The 15,429-nt window shown below is 34.5% G+C and carries 15 protein-coding genes; 7 read left to right on the top strand and 8 right to left on the bottom strand.

Going from position 1 to position 15,429, the window contains the following annotated elements; genetic code table 11:
* Nucleotides 1–794 (top strand): DUF5018 domain-containing protein (locus FOF46_RS05745; RefSeq protein ID WP_143915798.1); only part of this gene is annotated, 794 nt, incomplete at its 5' end.
* A gap of 42 nt (nucleotides 795–836) precedes the next feature.
* Here FOF46_RS05745 and FOF46_RS05750 read toward each other — a convergent pair.
* The 3 genes from FOF46_RS05750 to FOF46_RS05760 form a co-directional block, all read right to left on the bottom strand.
* A protein-coding gene (locus FOF46_RS05750) for an IS3 family transposase (protein ID WP_244299576.1) occupies nucleotides 837–2,071 on the bottom strand; the annotation gives its coding sequence in 2 pieces (ribosomal slippage) (nucleotides 837–1,714 and nucleotides 1,714–2,071; 1,236 coding nt in all).
* A 108-nt stretch (nucleotides 2,072–2,179) separates the two neighbouring features.
* Entirely contained in the window at nucleotides 2,180–3,796 is a 1,617-nt protein-coding gene (gene pckA, locus FOF46_RS05755; protein ID WP_143915799.1) for a phosphoenolpyruvate carboxykinase (ATP), read from the bottom strand.
* A gap of 68 nt (nucleotides 3,797–3,864) precedes the next feature.
* The gene (locus tag FOF46_RS05760; RefSeq protein ID WP_143915800.1) at nucleotides 3,865–4,263 is read right to left on the bottom strand and encodes a DUF423 domain-containing protein; all 399 of its coding nucleotides are present in this window, start codon (nucleotides 4,261–4,263) and stop codon (nucleotides 3,865–3,867) included.
* Between the two features lie 137 nt (nucleotides 4,264–4,400).
* Between FOF46_RS05760 and FOF46_RS05765 the strand changes: the two genes are divergently transcribed.
* The gene (locus FOF46_RS05765; protein ID WP_109434380.1) at nucleotides 4,401–5,771 is read left to right on the top strand and encodes a saccharopine dehydrogenase family protein; all 1,371 of its coding nucleotides are present in this window, start codon (nucleotides 4,401–4,403) and stop codon (nucleotides 5,769–5,771) included.
* A 161-nt stretch (nucleotides 5,772–5,932) separates the two neighbouring features.
* Complete coding sequence (locus FOF46_RS05770) at nucleotides 5,933–6,403, top strand: Lrp/AsnC ligand binding domain-containing protein (RefSeq protein ID WP_109434381.1); 471 nt, start codon at nucleotides 5,933–5,935, stop codon at nucleotides 6,401–6,403.
* Nucleotides 6,404–6,451: 48 nt separating this feature from the next.
* Here FOF46_RS05770 and FOF46_RS05775 read toward each other — a convergent pair whose 3' ends face one another.
* The 5 genes from FOF46_RS05775 to FOF46_RS05795 all read right to left on the bottom strand — a co-directional run bounded on the left by FOF46_RS05775 (nucleotide 6,452) and on the right by FOF46_RS05795 (nucleotide 12,708).
* On the bottom strand, nucleotides 6,452–7,144 hold the full coding sequence (locus tag FOF46_RS05775; protein WP_143915801.1) for a zinc metallopeptidase: 693 nt from the start codon (nucleotides 7,142–7,144) through the stop codon (nucleotides 6,452–6,454).
* 108 nt (nucleotides 7,145–7,252) lie between these two features.
* Nucleotides 7,253–8,368: an alanine dehydrogenase gene (gene ald / locus FOF46_RS05780; RefSeq protein ID WP_143915802.1), complete on the bottom strand. Its 1,116-nt coding sequence runs from the start codon at nucleotides 8,366–8,368 to the stop codon at nucleotides 7,253–7,255.
* A 134-nt stretch (nucleotides 8,369–8,502) separates the two neighbouring features.
* Nucleotides 8,503–8,763 (bottom strand): SemiSWEET transporter, encoded by a 261-nt coding sequence (locus FOF46_RS05785; protein ID WP_208746754.1) that lies wholly within the window; start codon nucleotides 8,761–8,763, stop codon nucleotides 8,503–8,505.
* A 138-nt stretch (nucleotides 8,764–8,901) separates the two neighbouring features.
* Nucleotides 8,902–11,715 (bottom strand): leucine--tRNA ligase, encoded by a 2,814-nt coding sequence (gene leuS, locus FOF46_RS05790; RefSeq protein WP_143915803.1) that lies wholly within the window; start codon nucleotides 11,713–11,715, stop codon nucleotides 8,902–8,904.
* A gap of 60 nt (nucleotides 11,716–11,775) precedes the next feature.
* Nucleotides 11,776–12,708, bottom strand: coding sequence for a ketopantoate reductase family protein (locus FOF46_RS05795; protein ID WP_143915804.1), 933 nt, complete (start codon nucleotides 12,706–12,708; stop codon nucleotides 11,776–11,778).
* A 277-nt stretch (nucleotides 12,709–12,985) separates the two neighbouring features.
* On the opposite strand from FOF46_RS05795, the gene FOF46_RS05800 reads away from it, so the two are divergent.
* Genes FOF46_RS05800 through FOF46_RS05815 form a run of 4 tightly spaced genes read left to right on the top strand, consistent with a single transcriptional unit; the run spans nucleotide 12,986 to nucleotide 15,359 of the window.
* A complete protein-coding gene (locus FOF46_RS05800; protein ID WP_109434386.1) occupies nucleotides 12,986–13,864 on the top strand; it encodes a cell division protein FtsX in 879 nt (292 codons plus the stop codon).
* A 12-nt stretch (nucleotides 13,865–13,876) separates the two neighbouring features.
* Nucleotides 13,877–14,704: a prolipoprotein diacylglyceryl transferase gene (gene lgt, locus FOF46_RS05805; RefSeq protein ID WP_109434387.1), complete on the top strand. Its 828-nt coding sequence runs from the start codon at nucleotides 13,877–13,879 to the stop codon at nucleotides 14,702–14,704.
* Nucleotides 14,705–14,707: 3 nt separating this feature from the next.
* Nucleotides 14,708–15,115: a hypothetical protein gene (locus FOF46_RS05810; protein ID WP_143915805.1), complete on the top strand. Its 408-nt coding sequence runs from the start codon at nucleotides 14,708–14,710 to the stop codon at nucleotides 15,113–15,115.
* A complete protein-coding gene (locus tag FOF46_RS05815) occupies nucleotides 15,096–15,359 on the top strand; it encodes a DUF3098 domain-containing protein (RefSeq protein WP_143915806.1) in 264 nt (87 codons plus the stop codon). The genes FOF46_RS05810 and FOF46_RS05815 overlap by 20 nt, the downstream gene beginning before the upstream one ends.
* Nucleotides 15,360–15,429: the final 70 nt, after the last annotated feature.

Genomic DNA, 15,429 nt, shown 5'->3' on the forward strand with positions numbered 1-15,429 from the left:
CAGACCCAACAACAGCTATAGATTATAGCAATCCAGTGAAATTTACAGTAACAGCAGAAGATGGTACAACCAAAGAGTATACAATAACAGTAACTGTGTTAAGTGCAGCTAGTACAGAAAAATCAATAACTAAGTTTACAACAACAGAAGGAATAGACGGAGTTATAGATGAGTCTTCTAAAACAATAGTAGTAATTTTACCATCAGGAACATCAAAGACGGGATTAAAAGCAACAGCAGTTATATCGGATAAAGCAAGTATTAGCCCAGACCCAACAACAGCTATAGATTATAGTACTCCAGTAATATATACAGTAACGGCAGAAGATGGTACAACTCAAGAGTATACAGTATCTTGCTCATTTGCGAAATTCACAGAAGCAGATTTTGTAGGAGAATTTATTGCCCAAAAAGCTAAACTTGTGTCAGTGATAGATGGTAATACTACTATATTTTATGACGATGATTATACCTTAGATGATCAAACTCAAAATACAAATCTTTCTGCTGAGTTGTACTTTAAAGAAGATAATACAGGAGTTTATCGTATTTACAGATCAGGATCTATTACAGTGAGTTCTTTTAAATGGGAGGTAAATAAAGAAGGTAATAACTTAATTTTAAAAGGTATGGATGTTGGTTTTAAAGAAGATTTACCACATTCTGTTAATGATTTAACTTTTAATAATGGTGAGTTAAGTTTTGTGTATTCTTTTGGTACAGATTTAGAAAGAAAAGGAACAAGAACATTAACATTTGTTTTAAAAAAGAAAGTAGAGTCAGAGTCAAAATAATTGATTGAGTCGTCCTAAAATAGGTTGACAATTTTACGATATTTAATTTAGTCCTGTGAAGCTAGCTTCACAGGATTTTTTGTTATGTACAAAATTAGGTGTTTTTAAATTAAGACTCCAATGTGGTCTTTTGTTATTATAAGTTTCTATGGATTGTTCTATTAATTTTTTGAGTTCTGTTCTATTATTACAGATATTGATTAAAAATTCACCTTTCAATATTCCATTGATTCGTTCAGCAAGTGCATTTTGATAACAATCATACCCATCGGTCATTGATGGAATTATCTTATGTTTTTCTAATGCTGACAGATAGGTGGCAGAACAATACTGTAAACCTCTATCGGAATGATGTATCAGATCTTTAGTAGTTTTTCTATTATGAGTTGCCATTTTTATGGCCTGTACCACATTTTCTGCACTCATATCATCACTAAGGTGGTAGTCCATTATTTTTCTACTATAAGCATCGGTAACCAATGATAAATAATGAGTTCTTTCTCTGCTTTTAATATAGGTGATATCGCTAACAAAAAACTCTTCAGGTCTTGAAGGACTAGTATCTTTCATTAAGTTAGGATGTTTTCTAAGCCAATGTTTAGAATTTGTGGTTTTTGTATAGTTTTTCTTTGGTTTTATCAATAGGGATTCACTACCTAGGTAATCAAATAGAGCATCTCTTCCTATTTTGATTCCTTGACGATCAAACTCTTCTTTCAATAAAAAATATAGTTTTCTAGTACCTAGCCTAGGCATATCCATTGGAACTTGTTGTACTAGATATTTTACCTGACTAAGTTGCTTATTACGAGCCAGTGATCGCTTTTGTGATTGATAGATCGCCTGTCTACTGATCCCAAACAATCGACAACAACGTGACAGACTTATTGGTCTTTGTTGCTGGATGCATCTGATTGATTGGGTAAAAACTTTTTTCTGATCCCAGTGCCATATTGTTTATCTGAAATATCGATCATGGTATTGAGAATCTCATTTTTGAGTTTTTCATCCGAAAGCTCACGCTCTAATCGCTTGATCTTTTGTGCTGGTGTTTCTTTTGATTTTGGCATTTGGTGTTGAATTGGTTTACTCCAGTCTAAAGTACCATGTTTTCGTAACCAAACCAAAACAGTACTTCTCCCCTGTATACCATAAGATTTTTGGGCTTGCTTATAGGTCAGCTCACCTTTTTCAACTTGGGCAACTACTGCTAATTTAAAGCCTAAATTGTAATCTCGTTGTGTACGCTTCTTCCTTGGTTGTTCTGAATGTTTCATAAATAAGTCAATTTTGTGTCAACTTATTTTAGGACAAGACAATATAAATAAAAAGGTCTGAAAATTAATTTTCAGACCTTTTTATTTTAATATTAGTATTCTTTTCCTTTAAAAAGAGTAACGCTGTGGACCTCCTCGTCTAATTTCTTCGTTAGCATAAGCTTCGAATTTTTTGAAATTCTCTCTAAAAGCATTTGTTAACTTAAATGCAGTTGTGTAATACGCTTCATCATCATTCCAAGTAGCTCTCGGACTCAACACACTTGTAGGAACACCAGGACACTCTCTTGGTTGCGCTACTCCAAATACCGAGTGAATGTGATATTTGTCGTATGAATATGTTCCTAAATCTCCGTTTAACACTGCGTTTATCATAGCTCGAGTATACTTCAGTTTCATTCGGGTTCCTACACCATAAGACCCTCCAGTCCAACCTGTATTTACAAGCCACACATTTACACCAGTATCATTCATTTTCTTAATTAACATCTCTGCATATTTAGCAGGATGCAACGGCATAAATGGTGCTCCAAAACATGCAGAAAACGAAGGTGTAGGCTCTACAATCCCTGCTTCTGTACCTGCTACTTTTGCAGTATATCCAGACATAAAATGATATGCTGCCTGACTAGGTGTTAGCTTAGAAATCGGAGGAATTACTCCAAAAGCATCAGCAGTCAAAAAGAATATATTCTTTGGGTTTTTACCAATAGAAGGTTTCTGTATATTTTCAATATGATGAATTGGATAGCTAACTCTGGTATTTTGAGTAATTGACGTATCAGCAAAATCTACAACACCGTTATCGCCAATGATTACATTCTCAAGAATTGCTCCTTTTTTAATTGCTCTATATATTTCAGGCTCTTTCTCTTCGGCAAGGTCAATAACTTTTGCATAACACCCTCCTTCAAAATTGAATATGGTATTTTCTTTAGTCCACCCATGCTCATCATCCCCTATCAATTTACGGTTAGGGTCTGTAGACAATGTAGTTTTACCAGTACCAGAAAGACCAAAAAATATAGCAGTATCTCCATCTTCTCCTACGTTAGCAGAACAATGCATAGGAAGCGATTCCTTATACACAGGTAAAATAAAATTCAACGCAGAAAAAATACCTTTTTTAATTTCTCCAGTATATCCTGTACCTCCTATTAATGCAATCTTTTTTTCAAAATTTAATATCGCAAAATTGTGTTGGCGCGTACCATCTACAGCAGCATCTGCCATAAAACCTGGTGCATTAACAATTAACCATTCTGGATCAAAATCTTTTAACTCCTCATCTGTTGGCCTCAAAAACATATTATACGCAAACATATTTGACCAAGGATACTCGTTAATCACACGTATATTTAATTTATACTCGGGATCTGCACAAGCATAGCTATCACGCACAAAAACCTCTTTTCCAGAAAGGTAGTTTGTTACCTTATCGTACAGTGCATCAAATGCATCTGGATCAAAAGGAATGTTGATATCTCCCCACCACACTTTGTCTTGTGTGATCTGATCTTTAACAATAAAACGATCCATAGGAGAACGACCAGTAAATTCACCGGTGTTAATTGCCAGTGCGCCTGATGACGTAATCTTTCCCTGACCTTTTTGCACTACTTCATCCTCAAGATCTTGAGGTGATAATTGGTAGCGCATTGTAGCATTTTCAATACCGTAATGCTTTAACGAAAACGTTTTCGTAATTGGATACAGTGGTTCCATAAAAATATGTTGTGTTTTGTTATGTACGTGCAAAATTATAAATAATAATCACACCAACCGATAAAAAATCATTTAATCTTAACTAACGAAATTATAAAGAAAATCCATCCAAGAATTAACAAAAAACCTCCTAAAGGTGTAATAAAACCAATACTTGACAGAGAAACCCCTAATACTTCATCTATTACCAAAAGGTATATTGACCCCGAAAAAAGGGTTATTCCCCCCAGAAATAAATAAAAAATTCTCTTTTTGGAAGTAGAACTCAAAATAGTCATATTTCCTAAAATCAAACACACAATCGCATGATACATTTGGTATCTGACTCCGGTAGTAAAAGAATCAATACTTTCTGCGTTCACTAATTTCTCCAATCCATGAGCTCCAAAAGCTCCTAATAACACCGCAAGCAATCCCATCACACCCCCCATAATCAAAATTGTTTTATTCGTAGATATTTTATTCATAATTGACTATACTAGCTATTAAATTTTAAAATTTAGACACATTTTTATCAAAAACATAATTAATCCGTCAAAATTGAGAACCTACTTTTTACGGTATTTACTACATTCGTATCAAAGTTATTAAAATATCATCAGGTATGCGAAAGATCTTAGTTATTGGTGCAGGTAAATCTACAGCGGTATTAATTAAATATTTTCAGGATAAATCTATTACTGAGAATTTATTTATAACGATAGGTGATATTTCTGTTGAAAATGCCAAAAACTTGGCAAATGATCACCCAAACACCAAAGCAATTCTTTTGGATGTTTTTGATCAAACTTCTCGTCAAAATGCTATTCAAGATGCTGACATTGTAGTTTCTATGCTTCCTGCACGTTTTCATATCGAAGTTGCAAAAGATTGTTTGACGTTTAACAAATGTATGGTTACTGCCTCCTATGTAAGTAAAGAGATGCAAGAACTCGATACTGAAGTTCGAGAAAAGGGATTGATTTTCATGAATGAAATTGGGGTAGATCCTGGCATTGACCATATGAGTGCTATGCAAGTTATAGATCGCATACGTAACCAAGGAGGAAAAATAATTCTATTTGAATCCTTTACAGGCGGGTTAGTAGCTCCCGAAAGCGATACTAATCTTTGGAATTATAAATTCACCTGGAATCCCCGTAATGTAGTAGTAGCTGGGCAAGGTGGAGCAGCAGAGTTTCTTCAGGAAGGCACATATAAATATATACCATATCATAAATTATTTAGAAGAACAGAATTTTTAGAGGTTGAAGGTTATGGTCGTTTTGAGGCATATGCAAACCGGAATTCATTAAAATACCAGAGCATCTATGGATTAGAAGATATCTTAACCCTTTATCGAGGGACCATAAGAAGAGTAGGGTTCTCCAGAGCCTGGAATACCTTTGTGCAATTAGGCATGACTGCTGATGATTATACTATTATGAACTCTGAGCATATGAGTTATCGAGATTTTACGAACTCTTTTTTAGCCTACTCTCCTTCTGATTCGGTAGAATTAAAACTTCGTCATTACCTCAAAATAGATCAGGATGACATCATGTGGGATAAGCTTCTAGAGCTTGATCTTTTCAATCCTAATAAAAAAATTGGAATTCCAAATGCAACACCAGCGCAAGGACTTCAAAAGATTTTGATGGACAAATGGACACTGGATGACGGTGATAAGGATATGATCGTCATGTATCATAAATTTGGTTATGAGTTTAATGGTCAACAAAAACAAATAGATGCAACTATGGTAAGCACTGGTGAAGATCAAACATATACTGCTATGGCTCGAACTGTGGGACTCCCTGTTGCAATGGCCACCCTGCGCATACTAAACAAACAAATTTCTCTTACAGGGGTTCAGATACCTATCCATGAAGAAGTATATGCTCCCATACTTAAAGAGCTTGAAGAGTACGGTATTATATTTAAAGAAAAAGAACGTGACTATCTTGGTTATAATCCTGATGGAGTAAAAGGATAAATCACATTAGTAGTATAGAAAGGAAATCTACATAACAAAATATTACAATAAAATATATTTCAACTTTACACATCCATCAATTTTACAAAAATACATGCTTTTGCATTTCAATTAAAAAGCATTAATTGCGTTTTTAATTAATATCTGTAACTTTGTATATTATGAAAAATCAAAATTCAACTTTGAAAATTGATGGAATTGATAAAGAAATCCTACGTAATCTTATGGAAGACGCACGAAGGCCTATTCTTGAAATCGCAAGAAAAGTTGGTATTTCTGGAGCAGCTATTCATCAAAGACTGCGCAAATTAGAAGCCTCAGGGCTTATCGCAGGGTCAAAATTTGTTATAGACCCCAAAGTACTTGGATACAAAACCATGGCTTTCGTTGGAGTATACCTGGACAAAGCCGTAAGCAATCCTAAAGCTGTAAAACAACTGCAAGAAATTCCTGAAGTAATTGAATGCCATTATACCACAGGAAATTGGTCTATTTTTATTAAAATCTTATGCAAAGATAATGAGCACTTAATGATTGTTTTAAACAAAGATATCCAGGCAATAGAAGGAGTATCCAGAACAGAAACTTTCATATCACTGGATCAGCAAATTGATCGGCAGATTAAAATATAATCAGACCTTACCCGTCAGAAAACAGATAAGATCTGATCCATAAATTATTTAATCTCTTCTACCTAAAAAAATGGAAATAAAATAGAGTAATGTGGCTAACGAACCTAAAGCAGCAACCAGATATGTTCTGGCCGCCCATTTTAAGGCATCTTTAGAAGCAGCATGCTCTTCTCTAGTTACCATATTTGTCTTTTCTAACCAAGCCAGCGCTCTATTACTTGCATCATACTCTACAGGTAATGTTATAAATGTAAATAAAGTAGTCACTCCAAAGAGCAAAATACCGACTAAGAAAATAGTATTTCCAAGCACCATCCCTGAAGCAGATAAAACTAATCCTGCCATAATGACCAAGTTAGAGAGTTTACTAGAAATCCCTACTGCTGGCACTATTTTGGATCGCATGGTTAACCAACTATAGGCAGTAGCATGCTGTACAGCATGTCCACACTCATGAGCAGCAACAGCGGCAGCGGCGGCATTACGTTGATTGTATACTCCTTCACTTAAATTCACTGTTTTATTCAACGGATTATAATGATCGGTTAGCATTCCTGGTGTCGAAATTACTTTCACATCTCGTATCCCATTATCGTGTAACATCTTTGTCGCAATTTCTGCTCCGCTCATTCCATTTTGCAAATGAACATTAGAATATTTCTTGAATTTACTTTTAAGTTTATTGCTTACATATGAACTCACAAGAAATATAATCCCTGCAATGATATAATATCCCATCATAATTCAATACTTTTTATACTTATTAATACGGGTACATAAAATACAAAAACCTCGCCAAAATAGCGAGGTCTTTGTTTAAATAAACTTGAGTTAGCCAATAAATCGAGTCTACTTTAAATATCCATTCACATCCTCTAGAGGAAGGTTAAAAGCTTCTGATATCGCAGGATACACTACGTCACCGTTAATAACATTTAGTCCTTTTTTAAGTGGTTCATTCTCTGCACAAGCCTTTTTCCAACCCTTATTTGCCAATTGTATTGCATATGGCAAAGTGACATTAGTTAATGCCAAAGTTGAAGTATATGGCACAGCTCCTGGCATATTTGCCACAGAATAATGCACTACATCGTCAATAATATACACAGGATCCTGGTGAGTTGTAGGTTTTGTTGTTTCAAAACAACCACCTTGATCAACCGCCACATCAACTAATACAGTTCCCGGACGCATCTCCTTCAGCATATCTCGGGTAATTAATTTAGGTGCCTTAGCTCCTGGTATTAATACTCCTCCAATAATTAAATCTGAAGTTTTTATATGTTTACGAATATTATGTTCGTTAGAAAATTCTGTATTCACATTAGCAGACATTACATCATCAAGATAACGTAATCTCTTTATACTAATATCCAAAATTGTTACATCTGCACCCATTCCCGCTGCCATTTTTGCTGCCTGTGTCCCAACAACTCCGCCTCCAAGTACCAACACCTTTGCTGGTGCCACCCCTGGAACTCCTCCTAAAAGAATCCCTATACCTTTTAACGGTTTTTCAAGATATTTTGCTCCTTGCTGAATAGACATACGACCAGCTACTTCACTCATCGGAGTTAATAACGGCAAACTACGATCAGGATCTTCAACAGTTTCATAAGAAACACAAACCGATCCACTATCAATCATAGCTTTGGTAAGAGGTTCACTAGATGCAAAGTGAAAATATGTAAATACTAATTGATCTTTTTTAATCAATGTATATTCCTGCTCAATAGGTTCCTTTACTTTAATAATCATCTCAGCAGTTTGATACACCTCTTCAATGGTAGCCAATATTTTACCTCCAGCTTTGGTATATTCTTCGTCCTCAAAACCACTTTGAAGACCAGCATTTTGCTGAATGAAAACGGTATGACCATGTTTAACAAGCTCCATAGTCCCGGCAGGTGTAAGACCTACTCTGTTCTCGTTATTTTTGATTTCCTTAGGAACACCAATTATCATATTCTTATTTTTTGGTCGAAAATAGCTGTTTTTATGAAATAAAACAATAAAAGATACCCTAAAAATATTTTATCAATAATTTTACTAGGTTATCACTTTATTTGTTAAAAAACAAGAAAAATTGAAAATTTCTATTAGTTTTTATATCGATACTTAAAATAAAGTAATAGAAATCCTGATATCGCGGTTATGAAATTCGCTAAAATGATGGGTACACTATTGATTAAAAAACCATAAATAAGCCAACAAAGCACTCCAATGACAAAAATATACAACATTGACAATGATAAACTATCGGTAGATTTTGTTTTCCAAGTTTTGTAAACCTGTGGTAAAAAAGCAGTTGTGGTTAATATTGCTGCCACTAATCCTAAGATTTCTATTGGATTTATCATAATCTAAAAAAAAGAGTACACTTCGACAGACTCAGTGTACGATTCTACAAATTCTCATAACAATACTCACCCTTCAAGAGCCTTAGAATTCGACAATAAAGGTAGATTAAAACTCTTGTCAATTATTATTAAGGTTACTTATCCAACCACATTAACAATCTTACCAGGAACAACAATTACCTTTTTAGGTGTTCGTCCATCTAGTTGTTGTTTCGTTTTTTCATGTCCCATCACCTCGGCCTCGATCTCATCTTTACTTAAATCTAAAGACAATTCTAATGTAAAACGTGTTTTACCATTAAACGAAATTGGATATTGCTTTGTACTTTCTACTAAGTGCTTTTCTTCGAATATTGGGAATGCTTCAGTAGCAATAGATTCACTATGCCCTAGTTTTTGCCATAACTCCTCGGCAATATGTGGTGCATAAGGAGAAACCAGTATTGTCAATGGTTCTAATATCACTCTCGAATTACATTTCTGAGCAGTTAATTCATTCACTGCAATCATAAAGGTACTTACCGAAGTATTAAAACTAAAATTCTCAATATCTTCTTCTACTTTTTTAATGGTTTTATGTAAGGTCTTAAGACTGTCTTTGGTAGGTGCTTCATCAGTTACATCAAAAACATCTCCATTATGATATAATTTCCACAATTTTTTTAAAAAAGAATGCACTCCAGTAATCCCTGCAGTATTCCAGGGCTTAGCCTGTTCTAGCGGTCCTAAAAACATCTCGTATAATCGTAAACTATCTGCACCATATTGCTCGCAAATACCGTCTGGATTGACTACATTATACCATCGTTTAGACATTTTTTCAACTTCACGGCCAACAATAAATTTACCATCTTCCAGAATAAATTCTGCATCTTTAAATTGAGGTTGCCAGCTCATTAACTCTTCTGGAATCAGTTCATCTGAAGCATTAATCATATTAACATCAACCCGAAGTTCTTCGGTTTCATACTCATCTTTTATTCCCTTAGAGACATATGTATTCGAACCACTAATCCTATATACTATAGCACTAGTCCCTAAAATCATCCCCTGATTGATCAGTTTTTTGGCAAATTCATCAACTGGCACAACACCTCTATCAAACAAGAATTTTTGCCAGAAACGAGCATATAACAAATGACCCGTTGCATGTTCGCTTCCGCCAATATATAAATCTACTTCTTTCCAGTAGTTAATTGCTTCCTTAGAAAATACCTCATCTACGTTATGAGGATCCATATATCGATTAAAATAGTATGAACTCCCAGCCCAACCTGGCATTGTATTTAATTCTAAAGGAAATACATTAGTATCATCGATTAAATCGTTAGACACCACTTTATTATTCTTAGCGTCCCAAGCCCAAACTGTAGCACGACCTAAAGGAGGCTCTCCAGTTTCGGTAGGTAAATATTTTTCTACTTCGGGTAATGCGATCGGTAAATGCGCTACATCAATCATTTGTGGCATGCCATCTACATAATATACCGGGAATGGCTCTCCCCAATACCGTTGACGACTAAATACCGCATCACGTAGTCGGTAATTAATTTTTCCTTCTCCCTGACCAATCTTTTCTAACTCAAAAATAGCAGTTTTTGTTGCTTTCTTATAGCTTAAACCATTTAAGAAATCAGAATTAGCAATGATGGTATTTTCCTTATCGGCAAAAGCTTCTTCAGAAATATCAACTCCTTCAAAAATATTAGGGATATCGATTTCAAAATATTTCGCAAAGTCATAATCACGCTGATCCCCACATGGCACAGCCATTACAGCTCCTGTACCATACCCCGCCAATACATAGTCTCCTATCCAAATCGGCACTGGTTCTTTGGTAAAAGGATGTTCGGCATATGCACCGGTAAACACTCCACTAATGGTTTTTACATCAGCCATACGTTCACGTTCGCTACGTTTTGCCGTGGCTTCTACATAAGCTTGTACTTCTTCTTTCTGCTCAGAAGTAGTTATCTTTTGAACCAATTCATGCTCTGGAGCCAAAGTCATAAAACTAACTCCAAAAATAGTATCTGGCCGTGTTGTAAATACTTCGATAGTAGCCTCATGATCCTTTACATTAAAAGTTACACTTGCACCTTGAGATCGTCCTATCCAATTGGTCTGAGAATCCTTTAGCGGTTGTGGCCAATCAATCGTATCTAATCCATCTAATAATCGTTGTGCATACGCAGAGATTCGCATACTCCATTGCGTCATTTTTTTACGAACCACAGGATACCCACCACGTTCTGAAACTCCGTTTACAATTTCATCATTTGCCAAAACAGTTCCTAATTGCGGACACCAATTTACTTCGGTTTCTGCTAAATAGGTCAACCTATATTTTAACAATACCTCTTGTTTTTCTTTTGATGAAAAACCATTCCAACCTTCTGCTGTAAATGGTTCTACATCTTCATCACAAACTGCATTTACGTTTGCATTCCCTTCTTTAGTAAAAATAGCTTCGAGATCAGTAATTACTCTCGCTTTATCCGCATCCTTATCATACCAGGAATTGAAAAGTTCTATAAAGATCCACTGGGTCCATTTATAAAACTTTGGGTCACTGGTTTTAACTTCTCTACTCCAATCAAAAGAAAACCCAATTTTATCTAATTGCTCACGATAACGTGCTATATTTTCTCTGGTTGTAATCGCCGGATGCTGACCCGTTTGAATGGCATATTGTTCTGCTGGCAACCCAAAAGAATCATATCCTTGCGGATGCAATACATTAAATCCTTTATGACGCTTATATCTCGCATAGATATCACTTGCTATATATCCTAGTGGATGACCAACATGCAATCCTGCTCCTGATGGGTAAGGAAACATGTCCAAAACATAATATTTGGGCTTTTCCCTGTTATTTTCTGCGTTAAACGTTGCTTTCTCTGCCCAATATTTCTGCCAATTGGCTTCAATAGTATTAAAATCGTAGCTCATTCCTCTAAAATTAAGACCGCAAATTTACAATTTTATGTGAGTTTACTACTCTTTTTTGTTTTAGTTTTTAGCACTTCTCGCCTTTACCTCCATAGGCTGTAAACATCTGTAGGTAAATCCATTTATAGGTGTGGATATACCTAATTTTATCCCTTCTTTTACTATAAAACCATTAAAATTATCTAATTCTGATGGTCTACCTTCTATAATATCTCGTTGTGTAGAGGCTGTAGAATCATAAGGTTGCTTGCTAATAAAAACCATTATTCGGTCTACAAGGTCTTTTGGTAAGTTTATGTTTTTGCCGGTACCAATTTTATAAATTTCGGTTGCCGTTTGCTCTAAAAGCTCTTTGACATCTGGGTTTTCATACATTTCTCCAATTGTAGCCCTAGTTAACGCTCCCAGTCCGCTAACCGTAGCAATAAACATAAATTTGCTCCATATATCTACTTCAATATCTTCTGATATTGTATTCTTAAAACCAGCTTTATCAAATATTTCTTTTATGTTTTGAAGACGATCTGTTTTGCTTTTATCTAATTCTCCAAAAACAACTTCTGGAGAATGACCAAAATGAGAAATAACACCTGGAGCTTCTATTTTACTGTAAATCCTGCACAATCCTCCCAGAACATATTTTTTATCCAATACAGCACATACTTTTTCTGCATTATCAGCTCCATTTTGTAATGGTATCACCACCGTATTCTCTTTTAGAATAGGCATTATCAATTTTGCTGCTTCGGCTACTTGCCAGGACTTGGTACAAATCAATACCAAATCTGCTTTTTCCAAAGTATCAATATTATCGGTTACCAGGAACGGATGAGTTACAAAATTACCATCGATACTCTTTACTTGTAAACCATTTTTGCGAATAGCATCAAGATGCTTCCCTCTGGCTATTAATGTTACTTTTTGACCTGAATTGGCTATTTTACCTCCAAAATATCCACCAACACCGCCAACTCCTATAACTACTATATGCATATTTAAAATCAATTATATAAATAAGATTGTATTCAAGTATACGTTATTCTTATATAAACCAAAGTTAATTAAAATACAAAACAGAATAAAGACTCCCATTCTACAACAGGATTAATTCGATTAATTTATTTTAAAATGTGCCTCATTTTATAATAAAAAATTATAGATCCCGTGCTGGAACAGGATTAATTCGATTAAGGTATTCTAAAAATGTACTGCATTTTAGAATACGAAGTCTCATTAACTTTATTATTTTTACCAGAAAATTAGATTATCTATGAGTTCATCTTTTGAAAAATACCAAAAACGACGACTAATTTCTTCTTATTTTTCTGTAGTTATTAGTATATCGTTAGTATTATTTTTATTGGGCTTATTAGGACTATTGGTTTTAAATACAAAAAAAGTTGCTGATCACTTTAAAGAGAAAATCGCACTTACAATTTACCTAAAGGATACTGCCAAAGATGTTGAGATAAAACAACTTGAAAAGACTCTAGCATTAGCAGAATATACCAAATCCACCACGTTTATTTCTAAAGACGAAGCTGCAGAAGAGCATAGCAAGGATATTGGAGAAAATTTTATGGATTTTCTTGGATATAATCCACTTCAGAATTCAATTGACGTATATCTAAAAGCTGATTTTGTGGATCAGGCCAAAATTGAGGAAATCAACGCATCGATTGTCAAGAAAGATTTTGTAGATGAAGTAATTTATGACAAACCCTTGATTTCGCTACTTAATGACAACATAAAACGAATCAGTTTCTGGGTATTACTCATTAGCGGTATTTTTACATTTATTGCGGTTCTACTTATTAATAGTTCTATTCGTCTGTCGGTATACTCCAAAAGATTCATCATTAAAACTATGCAAATGGTTGGAGCAACAAAAAAATTCATTCGCAAACCCTTTGTCTGGAAAAGTGTTCGGTTAGGCATGATAGGAGCTTTTGTTGCCTTAGTTGGAGTTAGTGTTGTTCTATATTATCTTAACAAAACCTTTCCCGAATTAGCACTACTGGATGATGAAATTTTACTTGTTATTTTGTTTGCTGGTGTTTTTGGAATTGGAATACTTATCACATGGATCAGTACTTTCTTTGCTACACAACGATTTTTAAACCTAAGAACTGACGAATTATATTATTAATACCAGATACTAATGAGCCCAATAGAATGGAATGTTGATCCTGAAATTGTAACGTTGTTTGGTGTTTTTCCTTTACGTTATTATGGTCTTTTATTCGTCACTGGTTTATTACTAGGCTATGGTCTTGTGAAAAGAATATATAAATCTGAGGGTGTCCCTACAGAAAATCTTGAAAAACTATCTACCTTTCTTTTTATTGGTGTATTAGTAGGAGCAAGGCTCGGGCACTGTCTATTTTATGATTTTGCCTATTTCTCTCAGCATCCACTAGAAATCTTTCTTCCATTTAAAATTACAGATGACAACTGGCATTTTACTGGTTTTACTGGATTAGCCAGTCATGGAGGTACTATTGGTGCAATTCTAGCAATTCTATTGTATTGTTATAAGAGTAAAACATCTTTACTCTGGGTTATGGATAGAGTAGCTATTGGCGCTCCTATTACTGCAGCATTTATACGGTTTGGAAATTTTATGAATTCTGAAATCTACGGAAAGCCAACAGAAAGTAACTATGGTGTTATATTTATGAGAGACGATATGATCCCAAGACATCCTACCCAATTGTATGAAGCCTTTTCTTATCTTATTATTTTTGGGATATTGTGGTACTGCTACAAAAAAACGGATCTAATACAACATAAAGGATTTATTCTAGGTCTATTAATGGCCACCTTATTTTCGGCAAGATTGCTACTAGAAGTTTTTAAAGAAAATCAAGTTGCATTCGAGGATGAAATGATGTTAAATATGGGGCAATTATTAAGTATTCCATTTATAGGGATAGGAATCGCTCTAATAGTGATGAGCAGAATGAAAAACAAACCTCCAATATTCTAAACAATGAAAAAAATTGCTAAAATATGGTTTTCGATTGTTTTGATAATATTTATTGGATTTATGGCAGTAGTGATTCAAACATTTCGCCCTGTACGTGATGTTCAACCTGATGATGTTATGAAGATTGAAGGAATTGTGGACGATCTCCAAGAGGGCGCAGGTTTTGATATCGTTATTACTCTTAAAAATGATCATCATCACTATTATATTAACAGAGGGTTACAATACAATATTGATTTAGATCAATTGCGTTCTAATATTCTAAATAAAAAAGTTACTTTGTTTGGTATTAAAAGATGGACTATATTTACCCGAGATAGCAACATGGGACATATTTCTAAGTTAATGATTAATAACGAAGTGATATTTAACGAAATTAATAACGATACACATGAAAAAACAAGCTACTAAAAACACTCCTTTTACACCTGATTATGTTTTTGGAAAGAAGAACTATGTCGTGATGGCTATTGGAATCGCTGTTATCGCTCTGGGTTTTATTCTTATGGCAGGAGGAGGAAGTGATGACCCAAATGTTTTTAATCCCGAAATCTACAACTTCAGAAGAATACGATTGGCTCCAACCATTGTTTTAATTGGTTTTGGAATTGAAGTATATGCTATTCTACTAAATCCTGATAAGCAGAAAAAATAGTAATACGAATAAGACATCTAAATTCCGGCGGTAATTATATATTTGCATCAAATTTAAGAAAACCGAAAAT

Origin of the sequence: Aquimarina algiphila (assembly GCF_007489275.1) — a bacterium.
In the GTDB taxonomy this organism is placed as follows: Bacteria; Bacteroidota; Bacteroidia; order Flavobacteriales; family Flavobacteriaceae; genus Aquimarina; species Aquimarina algiphila.

Bases quoted from the DNA above. Each gene is read 5' to 3' on its own strand.
- pckA (WP_143915799.1), bottom strand. From the start codon at position 3,796: ATGGAACCACTGTATCCAATTACGAAAACGTTTTCGTTAAAGCATTAC.
- FOF46_RS05760 (WP_143915800.1), bottom strand. From the start codon at position 4,263: ATGAATAAAATATCTACGAATAAAACAATTTTGATTATGGGGGGTGTG.
- FOF46_RS05765 (WP_109434380.1), top strand. From the start codon at position 4,401: ATGCGAAAGATCTTAGTTATTGGTGCAGGTAAATCTACAGCGGTATTA.
- FOF46_RS05770 (WP_109434381.1), top strand. From the start codon at position 5,933: ATGAAAAATCAAAATTCAACTTTGAAAATTGATGGAATTGATAAAGAA.
- FOF46_RS05775 (WP_143915801.1), bottom strand. From the start codon at position 7,144: ATGATGGGATATTATATCATTGCAGGGATTATATTTCTTGTGAGTTCA.
- ald (WP_143915802.1), bottom strand. From the start codon at position 8,368: ATGATAATTGGTGTTCCTAAGGAAATCAAAAATAACGAGAACAGAGTA.
- FOF46_RS05785 (WP_208746754.1), bottom strand. From the start codon at position 8,763: ATGATAAATCCAATAGAAATCTTAGGATTAGTGGCAGCAATATTAACC.
- leuS (WP_143915803.1), bottom strand. From the start codon at position 11,715: ATGAGCTACGATTTTAATACTATTGAAGCCAATTGGCAGAAATATTGG.
- FOF46_RS05795 (WP_143915804.1), bottom strand. From the start codon at position 12,708: ATGCATATAGTAGTTATAGGAGTTGGCGGTGTTGGTGGATATTTTGGA.
- FOF46_RS05800 (WP_109434386.1), top strand. From the start codon at position 12,986: ATGAGTTCATCTTTTGAAAAATACCAAAAACGACGACTAATTTCTTCT.
- lgt (WP_109434387.1), top strand. From the start codon at position 13,877: ATGAGCCCAATAGAATGGAATGTTGATCCTGAAATTGTAACGTTGTTT.
- FOF46_RS05810 (WP_143915805.1), top strand. From the start codon at position 14,708: ATGAAAAAAATTGCTAAAATATGGTTTTCGATTGTTTTGATAATATTT.
- FOF46_RS05815 (WP_143915806.1), top strand. From the start codon at position 15,096: ATGAAAAAACAAGCTACTAAAAACACTCCTTTTACACCTGATTATGTT.